General features: G+C 61.5%; 22 protein-coding genes and 1 pseudogene. 9 read left to right on the top strand and 14 right to left on the bottom strand.

Features of this window, described 5'->3' with window-relative positions:
• Positions 1 to 152 precede the first annotated feature (152 nt).
• From BLU24_RS11190 to BLU24_RS11175, 4 genes are read right to left on the bottom strand one after another with little or no spacing between them, the layout of a single operon-like run.
• Positions 153 to 1,466 (bottom strand): sensor histidine kinase, encoded by a 1,314-nt coding sequence (locus BLU24_RS11190; RefSeq protein WP_093100069.1) that lies wholly within the window; start codon positions 1,464 to 1,466, stop codon positions 153 to 155.
• Positions 1,463 to 2,131, bottom strand: coding sequence for a response regulator transcription factor (locus BLU24_RS11185; RefSeq protein ID WP_093100067.1), 669 nt, complete (start codon positions 2,129 to 2,131; stop codon positions 1,463 to 1,465). Before BLU24_RS11185 ends, BLU24_RS11190 begins: the two co-directional genes overlap by 4 nt.
• 3 nt (positions 2,132 to 2,134) lie before the next feature.
• Positions 2,135 to 2,446 carry a PepSY domain-containing protein gene (locus BLU24_RS11180; RefSeq protein ID WP_093100065.1) on the bottom strand — a complete coding sequence of 104 codons (312 nt, stop codon included), beginning with the start codon at positions 2,444 to 2,446 and terminating at the stop codon, positions 2,135 to 2,137.
• Complete coding sequence (locus BLU24_RS11175; RefSeq protein ID WP_093100063.1) at positions 2,446 to 2,754, bottom strand: PepSY domain-containing protein; 309 nt, start codon at positions 2,752 to 2,754, stop codon at positions 2,446 to 2,448. The genes BLU24_RS11180 and BLU24_RS11175 overlap by 1 nt, the downstream gene beginning before the upstream one ends.
• A gap of 251 nt (positions 2,755 to 3,005) precedes the next feature.
• Between BLU24_RS11175 and BLU24_RS11170 the strand changes: the two genes are divergently transcribed.
• The 4 genes from BLU24_RS11170 (at position 3,006) to codA (ending at position 7,533) form a co-directional block, all read left to right on the top strand.
• Positions 3,006 to 4,085, top strand: coding sequence for a hypothetical protein (locus BLU24_RS11170; protein WP_093100061.1), 1,080 nt, complete (start codon positions 3,006 to 3,008; stop codon positions 4,083 to 4,085).
• Between the two features lie 84 nt (positions 4,086 to 4,169).
• Entirely contained in the window at positions 4,170 to 4,526 is a 357-nt protein-coding gene (gene queD / locus BLU24_RS11165; protein WP_007915588.1) for a 6-carboxytetrahydropterin synthase QueD, read from the top strand.
• A gap of 474 nt (positions 4,527 to 5,000) precedes the next feature.
• Positions 5,001 to 6,272: a cytosine permease gene (gene codB / locus BLU24_RS11160; RefSeq protein ID WP_093100059.1), complete on the top strand. Its 1,272-nt coding sequence runs from the start codon at positions 5,001 to 5,003 to the stop codon at positions 6,270 to 6,272.
• 13 nt (positions 6,273 to 6,285) lie between these two features.
• Positions 6,286 to 7,533: a cytosine deaminase gene (gene codA / locus BLU24_RS11155; protein ID WP_093100057.1), complete on the top strand. Its 1,248-nt coding sequence runs from the start codon at positions 6,286 to 6,288 to the stop codon at positions 7,531 to 7,533.
• A 128-nt stretch (positions 7,534 to 7,661) separates the two neighbouring features.
• On the opposite strand, the gene BLU24_RS11150 is transcribed toward codA, so the two are convergent.
• Positions 7,662 to 8,642: a hypothetical protein gene (locus BLU24_RS11150; RefSeq protein WP_093100055.1), complete on the bottom strand. Its 981-nt coding sequence runs from the start codon at positions 8,640 to 8,642 to the stop codon at positions 7,662 to 7,664.
• Positions 8,643 to 8,874: 232 nt separating this feature from the next.
• On the opposite strand from BLU24_RS11150, the gene BLU24_RS11145 reads away from it, so the two are divergent.
• Positions 8,875 to 10,026: an MFS transporter gene (locus tag BLU24_RS11145; RefSeq protein ID WP_090284616.1), complete on the top strand. Its 1,152-nt coding sequence runs from the start codon at positions 8,875 to 8,877 to the stop codon at positions 10,024 to 10,026.
• 85 nt (positions 10,027 to 10,111) lie between these two features.
• Here BLU24_RS11145 and BLU24_RS11140 read toward each other — a convergent pair whose 3' ends face one another.
• The 4 genes from BLU24_RS11140 to BLU24_RS11125 form a co-directional block, all read right to left on the bottom strand.
• On the bottom strand, positions 10,112 to 12,538 hold the full coding sequence (locus tag BLU24_RS11140; RefSeq protein WP_093100053.1) for a TonB-dependent siderophore receptor: 2,427 nt from the start codon (positions 12,536 to 12,538) through the stop codon (positions 10,112 to 10,114).
• A 98-nt stretch (positions 12,539 to 12,636) separates the two neighbouring features.
• On the bottom strand, positions 12,637 to 13,620 hold the full coding sequence (locus BLU24_RS11135) for a FecR family protein (RefSeq protein ID WP_093100051.1): 984 nt from the start codon (positions 13,618 to 13,620) through the stop codon (positions 12,637 to 12,639).
• A 40-nt stretch (positions 13,621 to 13,660) separates the two neighbouring features.
• Positions 13,661 to 14,152: a sigma-70 family RNA polymerase sigma factor gene (locus BLU24_RS11130; RefSeq protein ID WP_093100049.1), complete on the bottom strand. Its 492-nt coding sequence runs from the start codon at positions 14,150 to 14,152 to the stop codon at positions 13,661 to 13,663.
• A 148-nt stretch (positions 14,153 to 14,300) separates the two neighbouring features.
• The gene (locus BLU24_RS11125; protein ID WP_093100047.1) at positions 14,301 to 14,741 is read right to left on the bottom strand and encodes a carboxymuconolactone decarboxylase family protein; all 441 of its coding nucleotides are present in this window, start codon (positions 14,739 to 14,741) and stop codon (positions 14,301 to 14,303) included.
• 206 nt (positions 14,742 to 14,947) lie between these two features.
• Between BLU24_RS11125 and BLU24_RS11120 the strand changes: the two genes are divergently transcribed.
• The 4 genes from BLU24_RS11120 to BLU24_RS11105 all read left to right on the top strand — a co-directional run bounded on the left by BLU24_RS11120 (position 14,948) and on the right by BLU24_RS11105 (position 19,368).
• Positions 14,948 to 15,454: a sigma-70 family RNA polymerase sigma factor gene (locus BLU24_RS11120; RefSeq protein ID WP_093100045.1), complete on the top strand. Its 507-nt coding sequence runs from the start codon at positions 14,948 to 14,950 to the stop codon at positions 15,452 to 15,454.
• Positions 15,454 to 16,413 (top strand): FecR domain-containing protein, encoded by a 960-nt coding sequence (locus tag BLU24_RS11115; protein ID WP_093100043.1) that lies wholly within the window; start codon positions 15,454 to 15,456, stop codon positions 16,411 to 16,413. The genes BLU24_RS11120 and BLU24_RS11115 overlap by 1 nt, the downstream gene beginning before the upstream one ends.
• Positions 16,414 to 16,514: 101 nt before the next feature.
• Positions 16,515 to 18,935, top strand: a complete 2,421-nt coding sequence (locus tag BLU24_RS11110; protein ID WP_093100040.1) for a TonB-dependent receptor — start codon at positions 16,515 to 16,517, stop codon at positions 18,933 to 18,935.
• Between the two features lie 79 nt (positions 18,936 to 19,014).
• Positions 19,015 to 19,368, top strand: a complete 354-nt coding sequence (locus tag BLU24_RS11105) for a hypothetical protein (RefSeq protein ID WP_093100036.1) — start codon at positions 19,015 to 19,017, stop codon at positions 19,366 to 19,368.
• A 141-nt stretch (positions 19,369 to 19,509) separates the two neighbouring features.
• Here BLU24_RS11105 and BLU24_RS11100 read toward each other — a convergent pair whose 3' ends face one another.
• The 5 genes and pseudogenes from BLU24_RS11100 to BLU24_RS11080 form a co-directional block, all read right to left on the bottom strand.
• Positions 19,510 to 21,078, bottom strand: a complete 1,569-nt coding sequence (locus BLU24_RS11100) for a sensor domain-containing diguanylate cyclase (RefSeq protein WP_093100033.1) — start codon at positions 21,076 to 21,078, stop codon at positions 19,510 to 19,512.
• A 237-nt stretch (positions 21,079 to 21,315) separates the two neighbouring features.
• Positions 21,316 to 21,837, bottom strand: a complete 522-nt coding sequence (locus tag BLU24_RS11095) for a hypothetical protein (protein ID WP_172833263.1) — start codon at positions 21,835 to 21,837, stop codon at positions 21,316 to 21,318.
• Positions 21,837 to 22,565 (bottom strand): alpha/beta hydrolase, encoded by a 729-nt coding sequence (locus BLU24_RS11090; protein WP_093100027.1) that lies wholly within the window; start codon positions 22,563 to 22,565, stop codon positions 21,837 to 21,839. The genes BLU24_RS11095 and BLU24_RS11090 overlap by 1 nt, the downstream gene beginning before the upstream one ends.
• 3 nt (positions 22,566 to 22,568) lie before the next feature.
• A pseudogene (locus BLU24_RS11085) lies at positions 22,569 to 23,065 on the bottom strand (PAAR domain-containing protein).
• A 137-nt stretch (positions 23,066 to 23,202) separates the two neighbouring features.
• Complete coding sequence (locus tag BLU24_RS11080; RefSeq protein WP_093100024.1) at positions 23,203 to 23,868, bottom strand: ribonuclease T2; 666 nt, start codon at positions 23,866 to 23,868, stop codon at positions 23,203 to 23,205.
• Positions 23,869 to 23,891 lie beyond the last annotated feature (23 nt).

Genomic DNA, 23,891 nt, shown 5'->3' with positions numbered 1-23,891 from the left:
GGGGAAAGGGAGCCGATCTTCATGCCATTCAAGTCCTGAGTCCGACTCGGTATTTCAAGTGAGTGCATATCTCAAGAACAACACAATCAGTCCCCTCTCCCTCTGGGAGAGGGTTAGGCGGGCGGCGTTCCGATGAGGGGCTTTTCAAGGGCTCACCGCCGAGGCAATTCGATCACCACCTTCAACCCGCCCCACTCGCTCTCGCCCAACACCAGCAACCCGCCCCACGTTTCCACGATATCGCGCACGATGCCCAACCCCAGCCCATGGCCGTCGGTCTGTTCATCCAGCCGTGTGCCACGACTGAACACCTCGGCGCGCTGTTGTTCGGGAATCCCGGGGCCGTCATCCTCGACGCTCAAGGAAAAGCCATCGGTGCGTTCGATCACGCTCAAGCGCACTTCGGCGTCCGCCCACTTGCAGGCGTTGTCGAGCAGGTTGCCCAGCAGCTCAAGTAAATCCTCACGGTCCCACGGCAGTTGCAGCCCGGCCGGGGCGACGTAGCTGAGCGCCAGATGCTCGCCGTGGATCATGTTCAGCGTCGCCAGCAAGCCCGGCAGTTCCGCGTCGCAATCGAACAGCGCGCCGGGCAGTGCATCGCCGGACAAGCGCGCGCGATTCAATTCGCGATTGAGGCGCTGCTGCACTTGCTCCAGTTGCTCGATGAGGACCTTGCGCAGTTCCGGGTGCGCATCGAGTTTTTCGCTCGACGCCACGCTCAACAACACCGCCAGCGGCGTTTTTAACGCATGGCCGAGATTGCCCAGGGCGTTGCGCGAGCGCTTGAGGCTGTCTTCGGTGTGGGCGAGCAAATGGTTGATCTGCGCTACCAGCGGCTCTAGCTCCACTGGCACTTGATCGTCGAGCTGCGAACGCTGGCCTTGCTGCAACTGCGCGATCTGTTCGCGCGCCCGCTCCAGCGGCTTCAAGGCGCGGCGCACGGTCAGGCGCTGCAACAGCAGAATCACCAGCAACGCCGTCAGGCCTGCTGCCAGACCGATCTGGCGCATGCGCTGGAAGCTTTCGCGCACCGGCGTGTAATCCTGCGCGACGCTGATTGAAATCGACTGGCCGAGGCGCCGATAGTCCGAACGCAGTATCAGCAACTGTTGGCCGTCCGGGCCCAACTGGAGATTGCTGTGCAGGCCGGGATGATCGAGCAGCGGCAGGTCCTGGTCCCACAATGAGCGCGAACGCCAGTGGCTGTCGGCAAAGTCGATGCGGAAGTAATGCCCGGAAAACGGCCGCTGATAGGCTGGCGACAGATGCCGCTCGTCCAGCTGCAAGCCTTGCGGGCCACGGACCAACGCCACCAGCAGGCTCTCGCTGTCGTTGCGCAGACCCGCCTCCAGATAACGCTGCAAACCTGCTTCGAACAACCACAGGCTGGTCTGCGCCAGCACCACACCGACGATCACCATCACACTGATCAGACCCAAGCTCAAGCGGCGCTGGATCGATCTCACGAGGCTTGCCCGCCGAACAGGTAACCCTGGCCGCGACGGGTTTCGATCACGCTTTTGCCGAGCTTGCGCCGCAGGTGATTGACGTGCACTTCAAGGACATTGGAATCGCGCTCGGTTTCACCGTCGTAGAGGTGTTCGGCGAGGTGGCTCTTGGAGAGGATCTGCTCGGGATGCAGCATGAAATAGCGCAGCAGACGAAACTCGGCGGCGGTCAGTTGAATGTCCGTGCCGTCACGCACCACGCACTGACGCCCCTCGTCCAGGTGCAGGCCGGCGGCCTTCAAGGTCGGTTGATTGGCCTGGCCCTTGGAGCGGCGCAGCAGCGACTGAATGCGCAATTGCAGCTCTTCGGGGTGAAACGGCTTGGTCAGGTAATCGTCGGCACCGGCCTTCAGGCCTTCGATGCGTTCGGCCCAGGAATCGCGTGCCGTCAGAATCAACACCGGAATCGACAGCCCACCGGCGCGCCACTGCGCCAGCACTTCAAGCCCCGGCACGCCGGGCAGGCCGAGGTCGAGAATGATCAAATCGTAGGGTTCGCTGCTGCCCTGATACACCGCATCGCGACCGTCCGCCAGCCAATCGACCGCGTAACCTTGCCGCTGCAGGCTGGCGAGCAACTCGTCGGCCAGCGGTACGTGGTCTTCCACCAAGAGCAAACGCATCGATCAATCTTCCTTGTCTTTTACCAGTTCACCGGTATCAGCCTTCAGGTGCAGCTCACGGGCGACACCCTCGACGGTGAGCAATTCGACTTCATAAATATAAATGTCGTGCTTTTCTTCCAGCTCGACTTCCAGCAGCTTCGCCTCGGGATAACGGTCCATCGCCTGCTGCAACACTTGCTCCAGCGGCAGGATCACGCCCTTCTCGCGCAGGCTCAGGGCTTCGTCCTGATCAAGGTCGCGGGCCATCGCCGTGGTGCAAAACAACAGCAGCACCAAGGCCGTACGGCGGGTGGTGCGAACATTAAGCTTCATTACGTATCCTGATGATCCTTGAGCACTTCGCCATCGACCGCGTTCAATTCCAGATCCCATTTCTTGCCCTGCGGATCGCGCAGTTCGATCTGGTAAATGTACTTGCCGTATTTTTCTTCCAGCTCGGTTTCGGTAATTTCCGAGCCCGGGTGCTTGGCCAGCGCGGCGGCGTTGAGCTTCTCGAAGGAGACGATAGTACCAGCGTCGCGCAAACGAAGCGCTTCGTCAGGCCCCAGATCGCGCGCAAAAGCAGTACCGGCGGTGAGGCAGATGATCGAGGCGGTGATCAGGGCAGTCAGGGTGTTCACGGGTGTCTCCAAATTCTTGTGGATTGCTCAAGGTAGGCACCTTAACGGCAGCAACTTAACTGAAACTGAATGGCCATCATTGTGCCCGTTTCAGACGATGCAAAACCTTGTAGGTGGGACCCTGCTAGCGATAGCGGTTTTTCAGTCAGCCCATTTGGCACTGACACACCGCTATCCCGAGCAGGCGAAGGCCTACAAGGGCTCTGCAACATGTGCTTATAATTCGCAGCTTGCTAACGATCGAGGCCGGTATGACCGCCATCCACATCAAATTCCCTGCCCTCACCCTCAAGGCCGGCCCGCGGGCCATGGCGCGCATTCGCGCCCAAGGCCTGAACGCTGCCGACGTCGGCACCCTGCCCGGCGCGGCCGGTGGGCCGAAGGCGCTGGGGATTCAGGGGCTGGATCTGGCGCTGTTCGGTGAATGGCTGCCGGGTGCGCCGCGCGAGCGTTCGCTGATCGGCGCTTCAGTCGGCTCCTGGCGCTTCGCCAGTGCCTGCCTGCCGGACGCCGCCGAAGGCATCCGCCGCCTCGGGCATTTGTACGCCGAGCAGAATTTCAACAAAGGCGTGACCATGGCCGAGATCAGTCAAAGCTCGCAGCGCATGCTCAACGACCTGCTCGACGGCCGCGACGCCAGCATCCTCGACAATGCGCATTACCGCTTGAACATCATGGTGGTGAAAAGTCAGGGGCGTCTGGCCGAGGATCATCGCGGGCGGCTCGGTCTGGCGCTGGGTTCGGTGATTGCCGACAACCTGCGCGGTCGTGCGCGGCTGTCGCGGCACTTCGAACGGCTGATCATCCACGATCCACGCCTGGCCCCGCCACTGCATGCGCTGGACGATTTCCCTTCGCGCTTTGTCGCGCTGAACGCCGGCAACCTGCGCCAGGCCCTGCTCGCCTCGGGTTCGATTCCGATGGTCATGCAAGGCGTGCGCGATTTGCCGGGTGCTGGCGCGGGGACGTTCCGCGACGGCGGCCTGCTCGACTATCACCTCGACCTGCCCTACAGCGGCGACGGCATCGTGCTCTACCCGCACTTCACCGACCGGGTGATTCCCGGCTGGTTCGACAAGACCCTGCCGTGGCGCCGCGCCTCGGTGCAGCGTTTGCAAGACGTGCTGTTGCTCGCGCCGTCGAAGGAATATCTGGCCCGCCTGCCCTTCGGCAAACTGCCCGACCGTAACGACTTCAAGCGTTTCATGGGCGATGCTCCCGGCCGGCAGAAGTACTGGCACACGGCGATGGACGAAAGCCGCCGCCTCGGTGACGAATTTCTCGAACTGACGGCCAACGGTCGCCTCGCCGAGCACTTGCTGACCCTTTAGTCAGCACAGCCACAGACAAGCTGATAAACTCGCCGCCTGCCCGAATCGCTGCGGCGAACGCCATCTGAACAGAGCCAGAATACTGTGGAAATCTTCAAGGAATTTACTTTCGAATCCGCCCACCGCCTGCCGCACGTCCCGGACGGCCACAAGTGCGGGCGCCTGCACGGTCACTCGTTCAAAGTGGCGCTGCACCTGAGCGGCGACCTCGACCCGCATACCGGCTGGATCCGCGATTTCTCCGAGATCAAAGCGATCTTCAAGCCGCTGTACGAGCGTCTTGATCACAACTACCTGAACGACATTCCCGGTCTGGAAAACCCGACCAGCGAAGTGCTGGCCAAATTCATCTGGAATGAAATGAAGCCGCTGCTGCCGGAACTGAGCGCGATCCGCATTCATGAGACGTGCACCAGCGGATGCATCTATCGCGGCGAGTAATCACCGCAGATCGCTATGTGTAGGAGTGAGCCTGCTCGCGATAGCGGTGTGTCATCAAGCATTTGTTTGGCTGAAACACCGCTATCGCGAGCAGGCTCACTCCTACTGGGGGCGGTGTTGAGTCAGGAAATAAAGAACAGCCGCAAAGGCTGTTTTTTTATGCTTACGCCGCCCTGCTGCAATTCCTCTGTCAGCATCAAAATCCCCTGACACCGATCGTTCCCATGCTCTGCGTGGGAATGCCTCAACGGACGCTCCGCGTTCGGCTTTGGCATGGGACGCGGAGCGTCCCGGGCTGCATTCCCACGCAGAGCGTGGGAACGATCGGGGCTCCCACATCGCACACGGGTGCGCTCGGCTGCACCGTTTTTGCCCCTGACAACGCCCTGTCGTCTATACATATCTGCAACTTTGCGGTTTGGCACGACCGCTGCAACCCTCCCGCGTCTTCTCCCTTCCAGCAAGGACTGCCCCATGACGCAGAACGCTCCCGGCAATGATTACCCCCTCAGCGAAGTCCCGATGCACGCGCGCAAAGGCCTGGCCTCCACCGCGATGGTGTTACTGGGCTTCACGTTTTTCACCGCGACCATGTTTGCCGGCGGCAAGCTCGGCGTGGCGTTCACCTTCAGCGAGATGATCGCGGTGATCGTTGTCGGCAACCTGCTGCTCGGCCTGTACGCCGCGGGCCTGGGCTATATCGCCTTCAAGAGCGGTCTCAACTCGGTGCTGATGGGCCGTTTCTGTTTTGGTGATGTGGGCAGCAAGCTCAGCGACCTGATCCTCGGTTTCACCCAGATCGGCTGGTACGCCTGGGGCACGGCGACGGCGGCGGTGGTGATCGGCAAGTATTTCAATCTCAATGAAGCCACGGTGCTCGGCCTGATGGTGCTGTTCGGGCTGGGTTTCTGCGCCACGGCGTACATCGGTTATCGCGGGCTGGAAATTCTCTCGTACATCGCGGTGCCGGCGATGCTGTTGCTGTTGATGCTGTCGATGTGGGTGGCGACGGTAAAAGTCGGTGGTTTCGAAGGTTTGCTCAGCGTCGTGCCGACGGGTTCGCTGGACTGGTCGACAGCCATCACGCTGGTGTTCGGCACCTTCGTCAGTGGCGCGACGCAAGCGACCAACTGGACGCGTTTCTCTCGCTCGGCGCGGGTGGCGGTGCTGGCCAGCCTGATCGGTTTTTTTGTTGGCAACGGCCTGATGGTATTGATCGGCGCGTATGGCGCGATCGTCTATCAGCAACCAGACGTAGTCGAGGTGTTGCTGTTGCAAGGTTTCGCCATGGCCGCGATGGCCATGCTGTTGCTGAACATCTGGAGCACCCAGGACAACACCATCTACAACTTCGCCGTCGCCGGTTGCAACCTGCTGCGCACCGGCCGGCGCAGAACCGTGACCCTGGGCGGCGCGGTGATCGGCACGGTGCTCGCCTTGCTCGGCATGTACGACATGCTGGTGCCGTATCTGATTTTGCTCGGCACAGTGATTCCGCCGATTGGCGGGGTGATCATGGCGGACTTCGTCTACCGCTGGCGCGGGCATTATCCGCGTCTGGCCGACGCGCGGTTGCCGGCGTTCAACTGGCCGGGGCTCGGGGCTTACGGCGTGGGCACCATTGCTGCGTTCAGTTCGCCGTGGGTCGCGCCGCTGGTAGGGATTGCCGCTGCCGCGCTAACGTATGTCATCGTCACCGGTCTGCTCGGCGCCCGTCGCGTCAGCACACCACTACAAGATCTATAAAAGGATTCGCCTGATGCACATCATCAACGCCCGCCTGCGCAACCAGGAAGGCCTGCACGAATTGCACCTGGAAAACGGTCTGATCCACAGCATCGCCCGGCAAACCGAAGCGCCGACGCTCGGCCCGGACGACCTCGACGCCGGCGGCAATCTGGTGGTGCCGCCCTTCGTCGAGCCGCACATTCACCTTGATGCCACCCTCACCGCCGGCGAGCCGCGCTGGAACATGAGCGGCACACTGTTCGAAGGCATCGAGTGCTGGGGCGAACGCAAGGTCACCATTACCGAAGAAGACACCAAGACCCGCGCCAAGAAAACCATTCAGGCGCTCGCCGCCCACGGCATTCAGCACGTGCGCACCCACGTCGACGTCACCGACCCGCAACTCACCGCACTCAAGGCCATGCTCGAAGTGCGCGAGGAAAGCCGTCATCTGATCGACCTGCAAATCGTTGCGTTCCCGCAGGAAGGCATCGAGTCGTTCCGCAACGGTCGCGAGCTGATGGAAGAAGCGATCCGCATGGGCGCGGACGTGGTCGGCGGGATTCCGCATTTCGAATACACCCGTGATCAGGGCGTCAGTTCGGTGAAGTTTCTGATGGACCTCGCCGAGCGCACCGGTTGCTTGGTCGACGTGCATTGCGACGAGACCGACGACCCGCACTCACGCTTCCTTGAAGTGCTCGCCGAAGAAGCGCGCAGCCGCGACATGGGCGCCCGCGTCACCGCCAGCCACACCACGGCGATGGGCTCTTACGACAACGCCTACTGCGCCAAACTGTTTCGCCTGCTCGGCCATTCCGGGATCAGTTTTGTCTCCTGCCCGACCGAGAGCATTCACCTGCAAGGGCGTTTCGACAATTTCCCGAAACGCCGTGGCGTGACCCGCGTCAACGAACTGCTCGAAGCCGGGATGAACGTGTGTTTCGGCCAGGATTCGATCGTCGACCCGTGGTATCCGCTGGGCAACGGCAACATTCTGCGCGTACTCGAAGCCGGCCTGCACATCTGCCACATGCTCGGCTATCGCAACCTGCAAAGCGCGCTGGATCTGGTCACCGATAACAGCGCCAAAGCCATGCACCTGGGCGAGCGGTACGGGCTGGAACAAGGGCGCCCAGCGAATCTGCTGATCCTGTCGGCGGACAGTGACTACGAAGTGATTCGCAGCCAGGGCTTGCCGCTGTATTCGATTCGCGATGGCAAGGTGTTGATGAAGCGGCAGATGCCGGTGGTGGAGTTCAGCGGTGGTCTGAGCTGAGGTTTGTGCCGGGTCTGATGGCCTCATCGCTGGCAAGCCAGGCTCCCACAGGTTTTGTGCCGATCATCAATATTGAGTACGGCGCAAACCTGTGGGAGCCTGGCTTGCCAGCGATGGCGGCCTCGAATTCAGCCCATCAACCGCGCCGTCCCGAACAGTCTGACCCGCACCAATTCTCTATCTTCTACCTCAAGCAAAATCGGCGCCGTGCCGCCGGGCATTACCACCTGCACTTGCCCCGCCGCGACCCAACCCACCCGCCACGCCGCCGATGCCACCGCACTGGCGCTGGTGCCGGATGAGGCGGTCGGTCCTTCGCCCCGCTCGAACACCCGGGCGCGGATTTTCTGTGCTGACTCCAGCGCCGCCCATTGCAGATTCACGCCCGCCGGGCAGGGATCTCCGGCGCCGGTTGGCATGGCATAGGCGATGCGGGCCAGGCCTTCGTTCAATGCAGGCTCACTCATTTGCTCATTGCTCGGTAATGCGCCGACATCGCCAAGCAACGTCACGCAATGCGGATTGCCGATGCGCACGAACTGGCTGTGCGTCCAGGCTGGATCGAGCTCTGCCAGCGACGGTATGCGGCTGACCACTCGCCCATTGAATGGCACCTCTTCGACCTGCTGCGCACCGACGGCATCCGCGCCGAAACCGGGCTGACCCAGATCGAGCCAGAAGCCCTGAACATCGTCCACCGTGGCCGGTTTCACCGAGGTTTCCACGGCGTCGCCCTTGTCGTGATGCACGCACAACAGCGCGCCTGCTTCCGGCATCAAGCCTTGCCCGGCGAGCGCCTGGGAGAAGATCGTCAGCCCGTTGCCACTGCGCTCGGCGAGGGTGCCGTCGGTGTTGACGATCAGCACATCGAACGGCGGGGCGGCCTGGAACGGGCCAATCAGCAAGCCGTCGCTGCGATGGGCCTTGCTGTTCGCCGGGCGCTGGCCAGCGGGCCAGGCGCAGCAAACGCTGATCGCCGTGTCGCTCCATGACTGACGCGAGGCGGCGCATTCGAGGGCGCTGGCGGGCAAGGCGATTCCTGCCTCACGCAAGGCTTCGGGTGAAACCACGCCATAGATATTGCCTCGTGCGTCATAAAACCGAGTCATCCCCACCTCTCTGTGCTTACGAAAATCCCACTGTAAACTGCAATCCCCTGTAGGAGTTAGCCTGCTCGCGATAGCGGTGGGTCAGTCGAGATATTTTTACCTGACACAACGCTATCGCGAGCAGGCTCACTCCTACAGGTTACGATGTCGGCTGCACGCCCCCGCATAGCGATCGAACCTCGTCGCTGAATCACTGTCCTTCGGGGACGCGATGTTTTTACCAAGGATCGATATGACCAGCCTCAACCCCCAAGACACCTTCGTCCCCGGACGCCTGCAACAGATGTCCACGCGCGTGGCTTTTTTCATCGCCGGGCTCGGCATCGCGGCGTGGGCGCCGCTGGTGCCTTATGCCAAAGCCCGCGCCGGTCTCGATGAGGGCACGCTGGGCTTGTTGCTGTTGTGCCTGGGCGTTGGCTCGATTCTGGCGATGCCACTGGCGGGTATTCTGGCGACGCGCTTCGGCTGCCGGCGCGTGGCCACCGGCGGCACGTTGTTGATCTGCGCGGCATTACCGTTGCTGGCGACGGTGTCGTCGATACCGGCGCTGATCGCCACCCTTTTCATGTTCGGTGCGGGGTTGGGCACGGTGGATTCGACGGTGAACCTGCAAGCGGTGATCGTCGAGCGCGCCAGCGGCAAGAACATGATGTCGGGCTTTCACGGCTTGTTCAGTCTGGGCGGGATTGTCGGCGCGGCCGGCGTCAGCGCCCTGCTCGGCCTCGGCCTGTCGCCACTGGCGGCGATGCTGGTGGTGGTCGCGCTGTTGATCGCGGCGCTGTGCAAATGCGTGCCGCACATGCTGCCCTACGGCAGCGAAAGTTCGGGTCCGGCATTCGCCATTCCCCATGGCATCGTGCTGTTTATCGGTGGCATGTGCTTCATTGTCTTTCTCACCGAAGGCGCAGCGCTGGACTGGAGCGCGGTGTTCCTGGCACAGGAACGCGGGATCGACACCGCGTACGCCGGATTGGGTTACGCGGCATTCGCCCTGACCATGACCGCGGGCCGCTTGCTGGGTGATCGCATCGTCCGCCGCTTGGGCGCCACGCGGATCATTCTGTTCGGCGGGCTGACGGCCGCGGCCGGTCTGTTTCTGGCGACCTTCGCGCCGAGCTGGCAAGCCGCACTGGTGGGTTATGCGCTGGTCGGTGCCGGCTGCTCGAACATCGTGCCGGTGCTGTACACCGCGGTGGGCAAGCAGACGGTGATGCCGGAAAGCATCGCGGTACCGGCGATTACCACGCTGGGCTATGCCGGAATTCTCGCCGGGCCGGCGGTGATCGGTTTTGTCGCCCACGCCAGCAGCTTGAGTTTTGCCTTTGGCCTGATGGCGGTGCTGCTGGTCGCGGTGGCGATTGGCGGGAAAGTGCTGAAGGTCTGAAAAGCTTCGCGAGCAGGCTCGCTCCCACAGAATCTCGGTGAACCTGTGGGAGCGAGCCTGCTCGCGAAGAAGCCGACGCGGTCGGTCAGAACCCCACGCTGGCCTGCACAAAGAACGTCCTCGGTGCGCCAACATACATTCCCGAATTGTTGTCGCTGGAGCGGGTGAAGTATTGCTTGTCGAAAATGTTCTTCACCCCGGCGCCGAGCTTGAGGTTCGACAGCTGCGCGCCGAAATCGTAGCCGCCGCGCACGTTCCAGGTGACGTAGCCGGGAATGTCGCCGTACTGCCCATCGGCGGTGCCCTCGGTGATGTAATTGCCGTTGAAACTGCCGTCAGCGTTGACCCCGGTGCCCGGCGAGCGTTGTTGCGATTGGGCGAAGCCGTCGAGGTTGTACGTCCAGCGATCAATGTCGTAACGCAAACCGACCGTCGCCACTTGGCGTGAGTAGAACGGCAGGTCACGACCCTTGAAGCCGGGAATCTCGCCCTCGTACACCGCACGGGTGTAAGTCACGCCGGCATTGGCGGTCAGGCCGTCGAGGCGCGGGTCCAGAGCGGCCATGTCGTAGTGCACCGAGGCTTCGACGCCCTGGTGCTTGGTCGCGCCGAGATTGGTCCAGCCGACGTCGTTGCTGATGTATTGCAGTTCGTCGTCGAAGTCGATGTAGAACAGCGTCACCTCGCCGCCCCACGCGTCATCGTTGTAACGCGTGCCGATCTCATAAGTCTTGGCTTTTTCCGGATTCAAACCGCTGGCGGTCTGGTCACCCGTGCCGCCCTGGCCGAGCTGAAAGTACTGCAAGGCACCGAACGAGGTTTCGTAGTTGGCAAACAGCTTCCACGCATCGGACAGGTGATACATCACGCTCAGTGCCGGCAGCGGTTCGTTGCTGTCGATGCTGCGGCGCTTTTCCTGCACTGGCCGGTTAGAGGTGTCGAGCACCGGGCGATCGTGCCATTCGGTGCTGATGTGTTCGAAACGGATGCCCGGGGTGATCGTCCAGTTGCCGACATCGATCTTGTTGTCGACGTAAAACGCATTGGCCTCGGTGCCACCGGTACGGTCCTGATAGACGTGACCGTCAGAGGTGCGGGTGACCACCGGTTGATTGTTCACCAGCGCCAGGCGACTGGCTTCTTCGTGCATGCCCTCTTTGAGGTAGCGATAACCGACGCTGACTTCCTGGGTCGTCGGGCCAACATCGAACACATGCGAAACCCGCGGCTCGATGCCGAAGGTGTAATAGGTGCGCGGGTACGAGCTGAGGGTTTTCTGGTCGCGCGCGGCAATCGTGCTGCCACGGTAACTGTCGGAATAGTAGGTCAGCACTTCGGCCTGGGTGCGCTCGTCGATCTGCCGAATCCACTTGAACGACACGTCCTTGCGCCGGCCGCTGAAGCTGTCGTAATCGCGGTCGGACTGGAACGGCTTATCGTCGTACTGCTTCTGGGTCAGGCCGCCGGGCATGTCGGCGCTGGCGTCGTAATAGTGGAAGTTGAGGCTGAAATCGTCCTGCTCGGTCGGCGCCCAGTGGGTCTTGAGAATCACGTCATCAATGTCGTTGCCGTTGTTGCGCTCGCGGTAACCGTGACCGTTGACCCCGGAATACAGCAAGGCCATGCCGATGCCGTTGTCGGCGGTGCCGCCGAGAAATGCCGTGTCGATGTGTTTCCAGCCGCCGTGCTGCGAAGTCTCCAGCGTGGTGCCGATTTCACCGGTGGTTTTCTCCGGGATCGCGCGGGTGACGAAGTTGATCACCCCGCCGACGTTCTGTGGCCCGTAACGCACCGAACCAGCGCCGCGCACCACGTCGATGCTGTCGAGGTTGCCCGAGGAAATCGGCGCCATCGACAGTTGCGGCTGACCGTACGGCGCAAACGCCGCCGGCACGCCATCGATCAGCACGGTGGAGCGCGGCGACAGGCGCGACGTGAGACCACGCACGCCGACGTTGAGGGAAATATCGCTGCCGCCGGTGCCGTTGGCGTCCTGCACCTGTACGCCCGGTACGCGCTTGAGCACATCGCCGACGGTCATTGCGCCCTGCTCGACCATGGCATCGCGGCGGATCACCGTGCGCGCGCCGGGGTGGTTCTGCACCACGGCGGCGTTGGCGTCGCCGAGCCAGTCGCCGACCACTTTGATATCGGTCACGCCGAGTTCCAGCGGGCCATTGCTCGCCGCGGAAGTGGCGGCCGGCGACAGCGTCACCGAGCCCTCGTTGATCTGATAATCCAGACCGCTGCCCTGCAGCAACTGACGCAGCGCCTGCTCCGGCGAAATATCACCGTCGACCGCCGGCGCCTGTTTGCCGGCCACCAGATCCGGGCTGAAAAACACTTGCAGCGAGGTTTGCTGGCCCAGCTCGCTCAAGGCCTGGCCCAGCGGCTGTGCGCGAATATGGATGGCTTCGACGGCGAACGCCTGCGGCATCGCAGCGCTGACCGCCAGCGCGAGGGCCAGCGGTAACCAAGGGGATTTTTTGTTATTGGCGATGGTGTTTTTCACGTCGTACAGAGTCCTGTGGATCGCAAGAGTGTGCGGCTGTTAATGCAAACCAGTTGCAGTTGAACAGGAAGACGCTGAACTCGAAAAAAACCTGAATTTTATTTTGCGATTATTTCCTGCCGACCATCGGCCAAGCTGCGCACGGCCACCGGCAGGATGTTCGGCAGAGCTTTGAGCAAGGCGTCGGTGTTGTCGGCGTTGAACACACTGGTCAGGCGCAGGCTGGCCACGGCCGGGTCGGTGACCGTCAACGGATGCTGGCGATAACGCGATACTTCGGCCGCGACTTCGCTGAGGCTGGCGTTGTCGAACACCAGCTTGCCGTTGCGCCACGCGGTCAGTTGCGCCGGGTTGACTGCGTAGGCTGGCGCGACTTTGCCGTGGGCATCAACGTGCGTGCCGAGGCCCGCCGTCAGAGTGATGAATTGGTCGCTCGGCGCACCCCGCCCCTGCACCTTGACCGTGCCCTGCTCCACCGCCACGCGGGTTTGCGCAGGATCGCGGCGCACATCGAAACGCGTGCCCGTGACCGTGACCTTGCCGCTCTCGGTTTGCACGACAAATGGCCGCGATGCATCGTGCTCGACGCTGAACATGGCTTCGCCTTCGCGCAGTTCAATCAAGCGACGATCCTGTTCATAGCGCACCTGCAAACGGCTGCGGCTGTTCAGATCGATCAGCGAACCGTCGGGCAAGGCCACGTGTTTGCGCTCGCCCAACGCCGTGACGAATTCGGCGCTGTAGCCGCCCGGATGATGCAAACCGCTGAACAGACCGAGGCCGAGCGCCACCGCCAGCACACTGGCCGCCACGGCATAACGCAACAAGGGCCGGCGTGCGCGACGGCTTGGCGGCGTTTCAGCCAAAGCCTTGAGGCGTGGCGCCGGGAGCAGATCGGCCGCCGTCCACAAGCCCTGCAGCAATTGAAATTCGTCGCGATGCTGCGCATGCTCGTTCAGCCAGGCGTCGAAGCGCTGCCGCTCCAATGCACTGACATCCGGCTCCTGCAACCGCACGAACCAGCGCGCAGCATCATCGCGCACCGTGCTCGGCCCGCACGCGCAATCACGGGTATCCGTCATGGAAGGTCCTGTTGGGCTGGGGAGGAAAAATCGCCATCGCTCATGATTGCAAGCCATCAAGGCGATCGCGCAGATGCCGCAGGGTGCGGATCATATACTTTTCGACCATGTTCTTGGACAGTCCCAGGCGTTCGGCGATTTCCGCCTGGGTCAGGCCTTCGATCTTCTGCCAGACGAAAATCTTCCGACAATTGACCGGCAGCTCGGTCAGCGCCCGCTCGATGGAATCGGCCAACTGGATCGCATGCATGTAATGCTCCGGGTCGCCGGACGTCGACGCACTGTGCTCGATGGCCTGCGACTCCAGGGCGCCACGCCGGTCCTCGCGCCGATAACCGTCAACCGCAATATTGCGCGCGGTCTGGTGCAGATAAGCACGCGGCTGCTGCACCGCCGTCGAATCGGCCTCGAGCACGCGCACAAAGGTGTCGTGCGCCAGATCCTCGGCCTGCGCGCGATTGCGCAGACGCCGAGTCCAGGTGCCGATCAACTCTTCGTAATGCTCGAAAAAGCCGGGTCTGCGGGGACGCATGAGGTAGGGAACGGCGCACTGAGGAAAGGGCGTGAATAGTAATGCTTCGTATTAAGGTGAAGCAATGAATTCCTCGAGCGGCCGTCTATGCCGTTCGCCCGCTTGCGCTCGCAAGCAGGCGAAGGAAGACAAGGAAGCTGTTGAAAACTCACGCCTGCGGCAGTTTGCGAAACCCCACCGCCAAACGATTCCAGCTGTTGATGGTGCTGATCGCCACGGTCAGATCGACCATTTCCTTGGGCGTAAATTGCGCGGCGACCACTTCGTAGTCTGCGTCCGGGGCGTGAGTCAGGCTCAGTTGCGTCAGAGACTCGGTCCAGAGCAGCGCGGCGCGTTCGCGGTCGCTGAAGAACGGCGCTTCCCGCCAGGCAGTGACGGCGAACAGCCGGCGCGGGGTTTCGCCGCCCTTGATCGCGTCAGCGGTGTGCATGTCGATGCAGAATGCACAGCCATTGATTTGCGAGGCGCGCAGTTTGACCAGTTCGATCAGGGTCTTTTCCAGCGGCAGTCTGGATACCGCCGTTTCCAGCGCCATCATCGCTTTCAGGGCGTCAGGGGAAGCGGTGTAGAAATCGGTACGAGGTTGCATGGTGACTCCGGGTCGCAAGGGAATGTGCGACTACGTTAGTCCCGCTGACAGCTGCGACAAATAGCCAATATTGGCGAAGATCAGTAGGCCACTGGCGCAGAAAAATGCTCTCGGGCAATTGCCAGCGCTGAAGCAGAGCCACTAGAATGCGATCAATTCTTAATTGCACTCATGCCACGGCTGCCCGAACCGAGTATCTGCATTTCATGTCGTCCATCGACTCTCCCTTGAACCAACAGATTCACCGCCTCTACAGCGAGCATCACGGTTGGTTGCAGGGCTGGCTGCAGCGCAGGCTCGGTAATCGCTGCGATGCGGCCGATCTGGCCCATGACACCTTTTTGCGCCTGCTCGCGCGTCAGGTCGCCAAACCGTTGGGCAGCGAGCCGCGGGCATTGCTGACGCACATCGCCAAAGGGTTGATGATCGATCGCTGGCGACGTCAGGACATCGAACGCGCCTATCTGGACACCATCGCGCAACTGCCACCGGCCGAGGTGCCGTCGCCCGAAACCCGTCTACTGATTGTCGAGACACTGTGGCGCATCGAAGCGCTGCTGCGCGAACTGCCGGCGCAGACTCGCGACACTTTCCTGCTGTCGCAGATCGAAGGCCTGACTTACGCGCAGATTGCCACGCGCCTGAACGTGTCGCTGATCACTGTCAAACGCCATATGCGCGCAGCGTTCATCGCCTGCCTGAGTGTGGCGTGATGACCTCACCGATGATCAATCCGCAGATTCTCGGCGAAGCCGCCGACTGGCTGGTGCAGCTGCATTCCGGCAATGCCACGCCGGCCGATCACCAGGCGATCGCCCAATGGCGCCTGCGCAGCGCCGAGCATGCCCAGGCCTGGCAGCGCGCCGAAGCGCTGCTTGGGGATCTGCGCAGCGTGCCAGCGAATGTCGCCATCCAGACGCTGAAACGGGCCGCTCGCCGCGAAGGTCTCAGCCGTCGACAGACCCTCACCCGCCTCGGCCTGTTGCTGCTCGCCGGCCCGGTCGGCATCGCTTCGCAACATGCGCCGTGGCAGCAATGGAGCGCCGACCAGCGCACCGCGATCGGCGAGCAGAAGAACCTGCAACTGGCCGACGGCACTCAACTGTTGCTCAACACCGACAGCGCCGTGGACATCACTTTCAGTCCGATCGAGCGCCGGGTGATGCTGCTCAACGGCGAACTGTTGATCAACACGGCGGATGACTCGAGCGCCCGCCCGTTTATCGTCGAAACCCCGCAAGGCAGCGCCGTCTCCCTCGGCAGCCGGTTTTGCGTGCGCATCGATCGTTCGCGCAGTCAGGTCTCAGTGCTTGAGGGCCGCGTGCAAATAACCCCGCAATGGCTGCAGCAGAGCAACACGCTGAAGGCCGGCGAACGCCAGCGTTTCAAGCTCAACGCTTTCGACACCGCCGAAACGTTCGACCGCAACAGCCTGGCCTGGGACAAGGGCATGCTGCTGGCGAACAACCTGCGCCTGGACGATTTGCTCAATGAACTGAGCCGTTATCGGCGCGGTGTGCTGCGCTGCCACCCGGACGTTGCGGCGCTGCGTGTGTCCGGGGCGTTTTCCCTGCGTGACACCGATGCGAGCCTGCGCCTGCTCAGCGACACCCTGCCACTGAAGATCAGCAGCCTGACCCGTTACTGGTTGTCAGTGGAACCACGGGTTTGAATTCGAAGGAAATATCTTTACCTGTGCCTGATACCTTTTTGCGTCTCGTCCGGTGAGTGGAGCAGACCTCTTTGATTCCACGCGCCCGACAGGAACGCCGAATGACTGCATTGCCCACGCCCCGCCCCGCCACCTTCCCGCTCAAGGCGTTGAACCTGAGCCTGGCCCTGGCCTTCGCCACCCTGACGCCGGTGCTGGTGCACGCCGCCGAACCCGTCAGCGTCAGCCACAGCGTCAATATCGGCCCCGGCCTGCTCAGCCATGTGCTGGCGCAGTTCGCCGTCAGTGTCGGCGTACCGCTGTCGTTCGACCCGGCGCAACTGGGTAATCGCCAAAGCCCCGGTCTGCAAGGCGAATACAGCGCACAAGGCGGTTTCGCCAGACTGCTGGAAGGCAGTGGTTTCGAGCTGATCGGCACCGCGGGCAACGGCTACACGGTAGCGCCGCAAGTGGCGGCTGACGGCGCACTCGAACTCGGCGCCACCAACGTCAGCGCCGTGCGCGACAGCGGCGATACTTATGGCGGTGAGCAAGTCGCGCGCTCCGCACAGATCGGCATGCTTGGCAATCAGGCGGTCAATGACTTGCCCTTCAGCGTCACCAGCTACACCGCCAAGACCATGGCCGATCAGCAGGCGCAAACCGTCGGCGATGTGTTGCTCAATGACGCCTCCGTTCGCCAGTCGTCAGGCTTCGGCAACTTCTCCCAGGTGTTCATGATTCGCGGCTTGCCGCTGCTCTCCGATGACATTTCCTATAACGGCCTCTACGGCATATTGCCCCGGCAGATCATCGCGACCGAAGCGCTGGAACGGGTCGAATTGTTCAAAGGCCCGAACGCCTTCGTCAACGGCGTGACCCCGAGCGGCAGCGGCATCGGCGGCGGGGTCAATCTGCAACCGAAGCGCGCAATGGACACGCCGACCCGCAGCGTCACTCTCGACTACAGCGACGACGGCCGTGTCGGCGGGCATCTGGATCTGGGTCAGCGCTTCGGCGAAGACAACCGCTTCGGTGCCCGGGTCAACCTGATGCAGCGCGAAGGTGCTACCGCTGTCGATGAAGAAGACCAGCGCTCGTCGCTGTTCAGCCTCGGCCTCGATTATCGCGGTGAGCGTCTGCGCATCTCCACGGATCTGGGTTACCAGAAACAGGTGATCAATCAGGGCCGCTCGGTGATCTACGTCGATTCGAGCCTGAAAAAAACGCCGAAGGTGCCGGACGCCAACGACAGCTACGCGCAGCGCTGGAGCTATTCGCAACTGGAAGACACCTTTGGCATGGCCCGCGCCGAATACGACCTGAACGATAACTGGACGGCCTACGTTTCCGGCGGAGCGAAACACACCCGCGAGAACGGTGTGTACTCGTCGCTGACGGTCACCGACCTCAACGGCACTGCACGCGGCGGCATGCTGTATTCGCCCCACGACGAGGACAACCAGAGTGCCATGGCCGGCCTCAACGGGCGTTTCAGCACCGGGCCCATCAGCCACCAGCTCAACCTCGGCTGGGCCGGAATCTGGGGTGAGCAGCGTTCGGCGTTCGAGACCATCGGCACTGCCAGCCGTTACAGCACCAATCTGTACAACGTCACGGACAAGCCACGGCCAGCGGCCACGTCGTTCGCCAGCGACATCAACGATCCGCGCATCGTCGGCAAGAACACGCTGCGCAGCGAAGCGATTTCCGACACCCTCGGTTTCGTTGATGACCGTATCCTGCTGACCCTCGGCGTTCGTCGCCAGGAGCTTAAGGTCGATGGCTGGAACACGACGACGGGCGCGCGCACTTCCAGTTATGAAGAGTCGATCACCACGCCGGTTTACGGGCTGGTGATCAAGCCGTGGGAGCACGTGTCGTTTTACGCCAACCGCATCGAAGGCCTGGCCAAAGGGCCGACGCCACCAACCACGGCGATCAACCGCGATGAAACGTTCGCCCCGGTGCGCAGCAAGCAGATCGAGGCCGGCGTGCGCGTGGACATGGGCAGCTACGGCGCCAACCTCGGCATGTACCGCATCGAGCAACCGTCCAGCTACACCCAGGACGGCATCTTCCGCGTCGATGGCGAGCAGACCAACAAGGGCGTCGAGTTGAACGTGTATGGCGAGCCGCTGGACGGTCTGCGCCTGCTCAGCGGCGCGACCGTGATGAAGACCGAACTGCAAGGCAGCAGCAACGGCGTCAACGACGGCAACCGCGCCGTCGGCGTGCCGCGCTTCCAGATCAACCTCGGCGCCGATTGGGATATCCCAGGGCTCGAAGGTGCAGCGGTGAGCGCGCGGATGTTGCGCACCGGCGGGCAATACCTCAACGCGGCCAACACTCAGAGCATCCCGGCGTGGAACCGTTTCGACCTCGGCACGCGCTACGCCTTCAAACTGGATGACCGGCAAATCACCCTGCGCGCCAACCTGGAAAACGTCGCCAATGAGGCCTATTGGGCATCGGCCAATGGCGGTTATCTGACCCAGGGCACACCGCGCACGCTGAAGGTCGCTGCCACTGTCGATTTCTGACCACTCGTCAGCCAGCGGGCACCCGTGGTTCTGCGCGTCGGACCAATAACAGGTACATGCCCTTTTCAGGAGATGCACCATGATCACGCGCAAACTCACTTCGCTCTTGCTGGCCGGCCTGCTGGCCAGCGCATCGGCCGCCAGCTTCGCGGCGAATGACAGCACCGACGCCACCGGGACCAAATCCGGCGGCGCCAGCAGCTCGACCATGCCACCGGACAACACCCCCGGCGCGCCTTCCGGCGGCAGCGGTTCCGGCGGCGGTTCCACTGGCGGCTCGGGGACCAATTCAGGTACGGGCTCCATGGGTACCGGCGTTGGCACGGGTACCGGCACCAACGGTGGCGCCAGCGGCTCGGGTTCCGGCGCGGGCGGTGGCACCGGTTCGGCCGGCGGCGGCACTGGCGGTGCGGGCGGTGGCTCGGGCAGCTGAACGAACAAGAGCCATCCCGGCAGGTAGGTAACCTTCCCTTGCAGGAGTGAGCCTGCTCGCGATAGCGGTGTATCAGTAGTCCTTTGCGCCACTGACACACCGCTATCGCGAGCAGGCTCACTCCTACAAGGGTTGTGTTAGTCAGCGATCCGAGCGCATCAATTCGGCAAATCCGCTGTCCAGCGACAGCACCGCCGCGCGATTGCGACCGGCATTTTTCGCCTGATACAGCGCCGCGTCAGCACGCTGGATAAACGCTTCCGGGCTGTCATTGCCGCTTGGTATGAACGCATAACAACCCAGACTCACCGTCAGATACCCGGTCGGCGAGCCGCTGTGAACGATATGCTTGTCGATCACGCTGCGTCGAATCTGCCCGGCAATCGCCAGCGCACCGTTGATATCGGTGTCCGGCAGCAACACGGCAAACTCTTCCCCTCCGTAACGCACGGCCAGATCGGACTTGCGCTGGCAACACGTCCTCAGCACCTGGGCAACTTGCGTCAGGCATTGGTCACCAGCGACGTGGCCGTAGGCATCGTTGTAGCGTTTGAAAAAATCGATATCGAGCATGATCAGGCTGACCGGACTGACCTGCCGTGCGCCGCGGGCAAACTCGATTTCCAGCGAGCGCTCGAACAGGCGCCGATTGGCCAACCCGGTCAGGCTGTCGTGCGTGGCGATCTGCTCCAGCGCCCGTTGCGCCTTGCGCAGGTTCTTCTCGATGCGTTCGCCATTGCGCACCTGATGGATGAACACCCAGCCAAACAGGCCGACGCCGAGGATCACCAGCGCGACGATCACGCTTGACTGAAAGGCGCGCTCGTACCAACCCTGGAGAATCGTATCCCGCGAGGTGGCGGCCGATACCACTAGCGGATAAGACGCCAACTGCCGATAGCCGTAGAGCCGTTCGGTGCCGTCGACATAAGAATCGAGCATCGCGGTGCCAGCCGAGGCATTGGGCAGCAGCGCCTGGAAAATCTGCCCGCGCGCCACCGAAGTGCCGATCAGCGATTCATCGAACGGCCGCCGCGCAAGCAAGGTGCCGTCAGTCAGCGCCAGAAACATGATGCCGTTGTCGTCGAGACTGAAGCTTTTGAAAAACTGATCGAAGTACGACATCTTGATGCCGGCCAGCAACACACCCTCGAAATTTCCGGAAGCGTCATTGATGCGCTTGGAGATCGGGATGATCCATTCGCCATTTTCGCGGCTGCGAATCGCCGGGCCGATGTGCGCCAGCGTCGACACGTTCTGCTGGTGAAACTTGAAATACTCACGATCGGCAACACCGTTGCCGCGCGGCAGCTCGGCAAACGAGGTGATTACCCATTGCCCGTCGCGATCGAATAGAAAAATGCCGTGCAACTGCGTCAGTTGCTGCGCACGCCGCGCGAAGATGCGCTGCAAACGCGGCTTTTGCGCAGCGCCGTAACCGTCATCCTCGATCCAGTCGACCAGGCTGGTCATCACCAGGTCGGCCGCCAGAAACGTGTCCTCGGCCTGCTGCGCCATCGCCCGGGTCAAATTGCTCGACGCGGCCTGCGCCACCGCCAGATCCTGACGCTGCGACTGCTGCAGTTGCAGGTACAGCAAACCGGACAGGCACAGGCTCACCGCGACGATAAACAGCACGGCTGCTTTGCGTAACGGCAGACGCTTAAGCGCGCCGGGGGCGTGTTGCGGATCGGGCATCGGGAAAGGCAATAGCAAGTCCTGGGCAGGTACGACGAGGGCGCCAGCGTGGAAAAACCCTTATGTTTTTTGAGCGTAGCCCAGCGGGATATACCCGGCAAACGCAGCGGTCATGCCTGTTATATCGGCGTGTGTCAGGAATGGATGATCACGTTTCGTCGATTTATTTTTGCGGCTTGAGCGGGTGAGTTTTGCGGCTGCAGGAGTGAGAGATCGCGGGGAATTCGCGCCTGGAATTCCCCGGTTTTTTCAGCGGGGTTTGTTGATTTCCCGCAGCAGATCGGCGACGGGGATGTGCAGGGTGTTGGAGTAATAGGGTTTGTAACCGTAGGCGGTGACCACGACTTTGCAGGGGATTTGCTGTTTGTTGGATAGGAGGTGGTTGAGTTCTGTTGTCGAAAGATCTCTACGGGAACCACCACCATTGGAAACTTCACTCATGAATGCGCTGCTGAGATAGGAATATTTTGCATGGCCTCCATCACTTCCTTTGGGCTCAATCGAACCAGTTGCAGAAAACCTGATGAGTTTATCGACCGAAAAATCTTCGTCCTCTGCCAAGGCACACTCCAGCGTAGCGGAAGCCATCCCTTTTCCTTCCCCTCGATCAAAAAGATCAAGCACATCAACGTCCGAATCAAATCTAACGTCGTACAAAAGCGCGGTTTCGCGGTTAACAGAAACAAAATCAAGATTCGCAGGTGGTTTCGTGTGGTCTTTTGCACAGCCGGAGCAGAAAACCATCAGTACGCAAAGGAGCAACTTTTGCATCAGGAAAACTCCTTCATGATTGACTCATACAAAAAATCGCTCGCTGATTTATTACCCGCGATTGCTGCTGTAAATAGCCCCGGTGCATCTGCATGATTGGTGTCGACGTTGGCGTTCAATGAAGGGCCGCAAGCGATGATCCACTTTTCGCCAAAGTCAGCAACCCCATCTGACGGATCTCTTTGAGTCGGAGTCGCTTTGATATTTATCCAATCCGCAGCCACCGGTTTTGGACGCTCGCGATAAATATCCGAGCCAAGCCAAACGAGAGAACCTTCTCCGACGGGATCCAGCGTAATCAGCATTTGGATACGGTAACCCCAGTCCGTCATGATTTTTGTCAGGTGCGCGCCGTTCCATCCGCCAAGGCTATGTCCGACGATGTATACCGGACAGCTTTTATACGGTATCAACCCTAGAACATTCCGTTGAATATCTTGCTTTCCTCTGACCTCGTTGTAGCCCAACCACTCTGACGTATATCGGCCCTGTGCCATTAGCGCTTCAGTTCGTTTATTAAAATTCAACCACGCCAGCCGTATGTTCCTGTACGGACCCGAAAAATAATAACTCTCCTTGTCCCCTGCCCCACCAATGAACAGAACAATTGCCTTGGTACTCTCCACCGGCACAGCCTTCACACTGACATCTTTCTTGTCCGTCAGCGCATGTTCCTTGTGCAGCTTGTAATTGTTGCCTTTCGGGCACGTTACCGTTTCAGCCGCCATGCCTCATTCCTCCAGAAACAACTTGATGGTTTCAGGCAGGTGCGAGCTGACTTCGTGGGTAAACCCGGCAGCGTCAGACACGCCTGTTCCATGCGCCCGTCCGCGCGCTGGATCATGTAGGGGTGATTGGGCATCGGCTCACCGGTCACGTCGTTGACCAGTTGCAACTTGTCGGTGAAGTGCACCGGCATGGGCAGCAAACCACTGAAGGGCGCGGTGGCCACCGTGTCACCGATAATGACCGTGCCGGAACCGCCAATGATCACGTTGCCATGGCCACCGGTGCTGTCCAGCGTTGCGGCGTTCAAGCCATTGATGAACACCGTCGAAGACACCGCGCCGGTGATCGGGCTGCCGCAGGCAGATTTATCGGTCATGCGTGCAGCCGCCAGGCCATCGAAATTGACGTTTGGCGAACCGCTAACGATAGGATTGGTGCCATGTCCCGGCAGCGGGCAGGCGGTTGGATCGGTGACGCGGGCAGCGGGTTTTCCGCTCATGAACAGCTCCTTGCAATCTAGCGTGTCGTCCTTTTGGGTGCGCAAGCATGCGGGAAATGCGCAGGTGCTTCAAACCTTCAGGCAAAAAAACAGGCGCCTTGTCGGGCGCCTGTTCTTCATCGCTGATACCACTTGGGTCACCGCGACGGCGGTACTCGAATATCGCCCGCCCGGCACTGGGTTTTCACGCCTTTGCCGCACGCCGCGAATTGCAGATCCTTGCCCATGCACACGCGTACTTCGGACAGTTCCGGGCCGCTGCAGATCACTGCGACACCATCGGCCGGAATCCCCGGATTGGCCTTGCGGAATAACCGGGCAATTTCCTGCGCCTCGAAATAATACGAAGTGCTGAACGGCTGCAGCTCGTCCGGGATTTTCACCGCTGCCACGGCCTTATCCGCCTCATCCAGATAACCCATCGCGCCGAGTCCGCTGCAAGTGCCATGCTTGGACCATTCATGGTCGAGCAGTTTTTTCGTCGGAAACAATGTCAGGCCTTTGCTGGTTTCCGCCGCCGACAATTTCGTCAGCGGTGGGCAGGATTGCGGCCAGCCACCCGCGGCATATTGCGGCCACAGCCCGTGCAGCACGAAGCCGTAACCCTTGCCGGAACACTGCGCATCATCTTTATGCGTCAGGCAAAAGGTCGGCGACCATGAGAGTGCCAGCAGGTAGTAGTCGAACACCCCCGCCACCGATTCCGCCTGGGCCTTGCTTGATTGCGATTGGCGCGCCGAACTCAGGCCGATGCTACCGGCCGTCAGCGCAATCACTGCGAAAATTGTAAACAGCTTTTTCATCTACCCACTCCTTGGGACGCCTG

Source organism: Pseudomonas sp. Z003-0.4C(8344-21), from assembly GCF_900104975.1.
GTDB classification, from domain to species: Bacteria; Pseudomonadota; Gammaproteobacteria; order Pseudomonadales; family Pseudomonadaceae; genus Aquipseudomonas; species Aquipseudomonas granadensis.
Note: the sequence above shows the minus strand (reverse complement) of the source record. Positions and strands in the feature narration are given on the sequence as shown.

What these genes read in the sequence shown, in the direction of transcription:
- BLU24_RS11185 (WP_093100067.1), bottom strand. Translation starts at nt 2,131, where the DNA reads ATGCGTTTGCTCTTGGTGGAAGACCACGTACCGCTGGCCGACGAGTTG.
- BLU24_RS11180 (WP_093100065.1), bottom strand. Translation starts at nt 2,446, where the DNA reads ATGAAGCTTAATGTTCGCACCACCCGCCGTACGGCCTTGGTGCTGCTG.
- BLU24_RS11170 (WP_093100061.1), top strand. Translation starts at nt 3,006, where the DNA reads ATGACCGCCATCCACATCAAATTCCCTGCCCTCACCCTCAAGGCCGGC.
- codB (WP_093100059.1), top strand. Translation starts at nt 5,001, where the DNA reads ATGACGCAGAACGCTCCCGGCAATGATTACCCCCTCAGCGAAGTCCCG.
- codA (WP_093100057.1), top strand. Translation starts at nt 6,286, where the DNA reads ATGCACATCATCAACGCCCGCCTGCGCAACCAGGAAGGCCTGCACGAA.
- BLU24_RS11150 (WP_093100055.1), bottom strand. Translation starts at nt 8,642, where the DNA reads ATGACTCGGTTTTATGACGCACGAGGCAATATCTATGGCGTGGTTTCA.
- BLU24_RS11145 (WP_090284616.1), top strand. Translation starts at nt 8,875, where the DNA reads ATGACCAGCCTCAACCCCCAAGACACCTTCGTCCCCGGACGCCTGCAA.
- BLU24_RS11135 (WP_093100051.1), bottom strand. Translation starts at nt 13,620, where the DNA reads ATGACGGATACCCGTGATTGCGCGTGCGGGCCGAGCACGGTGCGCGAT.
- BLU24_RS11130 (WP_093100049.1), bottom strand. Translation starts at nt 14,152, where the DNA reads ATGCGTCCCCGCAGACCCGGCTTTTTCGAGCATTACGAAGAGTTGATC.
- BLU24_RS11125 (WP_093100047.1), bottom strand. Translation starts at nt 14,741, where the DNA reads ATGCAACCTCGTACCGATTTCTACACCGCTTCCCCTGACGCCCTGAAA.
- BLU24_RS11120 (WP_093100045.1), top strand. Translation starts at nt 14,948, where the DNA reads ATGTCGTCCATCGACTCTCCCTTGAACCAACAGATTCACCGCCTCTAC.
- BLU24_RS11115 (WP_093100043.1), top strand. Translation starts at nt 15,454, where the DNA reads ATGACCTCACCGATGATCAATCCGCAGATTCTCGGCGAAGCCGCCGAC.
- BLU24_RS11110 (WP_093100040.1), top strand. Translation starts at nt 16,515, where the DNA reads ATGACTGCATTGCCCACGCCCCGCCCCGCCACCTTCCCGCTCAAGGCG.
- BLU24_RS11105 (WP_093100036.1), top strand. Translation starts at nt 19,015, where the DNA reads ATGATCACGCGCAAACTCACTTCGCTCTTGCTGGCCGGCCTGCTGGCC.
- BLU24_RS11095 (WP_172833263.1), bottom strand. Translation starts at nt 21,837, where the DNA reads ATGCAAAAGTTGCTCCTTTGCGTACTGATGGTTTTCTGCTCCGGCTGT.
- BLU24_RS11090 (WP_093100027.1), bottom strand. Translation starts at nt 22,565, where the DNA reads ATGGCGGCTGAAACGGTAACGTGCCCGAAAGGCAACAATTACAAGCTG.
- BLU24_RS11080 (WP_093100024.1), bottom strand. Translation starts at nt 23,868, where the DNA reads ATGAAAAAGCTGTTTACAATTTTCGCAGTGATTGCGCTGACGGCCGGT.